The organism is Microbacterium sp. P5_E9 (assembly GCF_054049175.1).
Window position 1 is genome coordinate 1 of sequence record NZ_JBFUMV010000057.1, and the last position, 742, is coordinate 742.

At 59.4% G+C, this 742-nt stretch carries 1 protein-coding gene; it reads right to left on the minus strand.

The window, feature by feature from the left end; translation table 11 throughout:
- Nucleotides 1-141 precede the first annotated feature (141 nt).
- Nucleotides 142-513 carry an STAS/SEC14 domain-containing protein gene (locus ACXJ3V_RS20195; RefSeq protein ID WP_457102143.1) on the minus strand — a complete coding sequence of 124 codons (372 nt, stop codon included), beginning with the start codon at nt 511-513 and terminating at the stop codon, nt 142-144.
- Nucleotides 514-742: the final 229 nt, after the last annotated feature.

Genomic DNA, 742 nt, shown 5'->3' on the forward strand with positions numbered 1-742 from the left:
AAGCGCCTTCAGCCTGCTTCAATCCCGCAGTCGCAGACGACCGCAATGCGGGCGTGAACGGACATTCGGCATGACCAACGACAGGTGATGTGGCCGCTAGCCGCTACCTGAGGGGTCGGTCAGGCCAGAACTCCCCCGCGTCTACCTCGCGGCGGTCTCCAGCCAATCCAGCGCCTTCACGTCGTCGGAAAAGGGGAAATGCCGCACTTCGGCCGACGTAAAGTGCGTGCCGAGCAGTTGCGCCATACCAGCAAAGTAGCTGTCCGTCACGATTGCTATGCGTTCGACCTCCTTGTGGTGGTCGCGGACAAAGTGCATGTGCGCGATAAAGCCGCCGAAGTTCTCCCATCCAGGAAAGCCCTTCGAATGAATCAATACGCCTCTGAGCTTGGCGTGGTCGGAGAGATAGCCATTGACAGCAGCGCTGAGACCGCCGAAATCCTCTTTGTTCAGCGGAGCGCCAGGTTTGAGCACCAATATGCCTTCGGGCTGCTTTATCGAGTATTCGAGCATGTGATTCTCCGTTTGGGTGCTTCCACAATAGGCTATCCGGGCCGACCATGCTGCTTCCTGGGACACACAAGTAAGCCGCTGATGACGCGGCTTGCGGGCGGAGGTTCGAGGTGTGATGTTGGCTTCTCGAGCAGGCGGTTGGCGCGAATGTCCGCAGTTGGTCGGCCGGTAGCCGGTCGTCGCATTAGGAGCTTGGGCCCAAAGCGGTGTTCGATGATCTGTCTCGGGG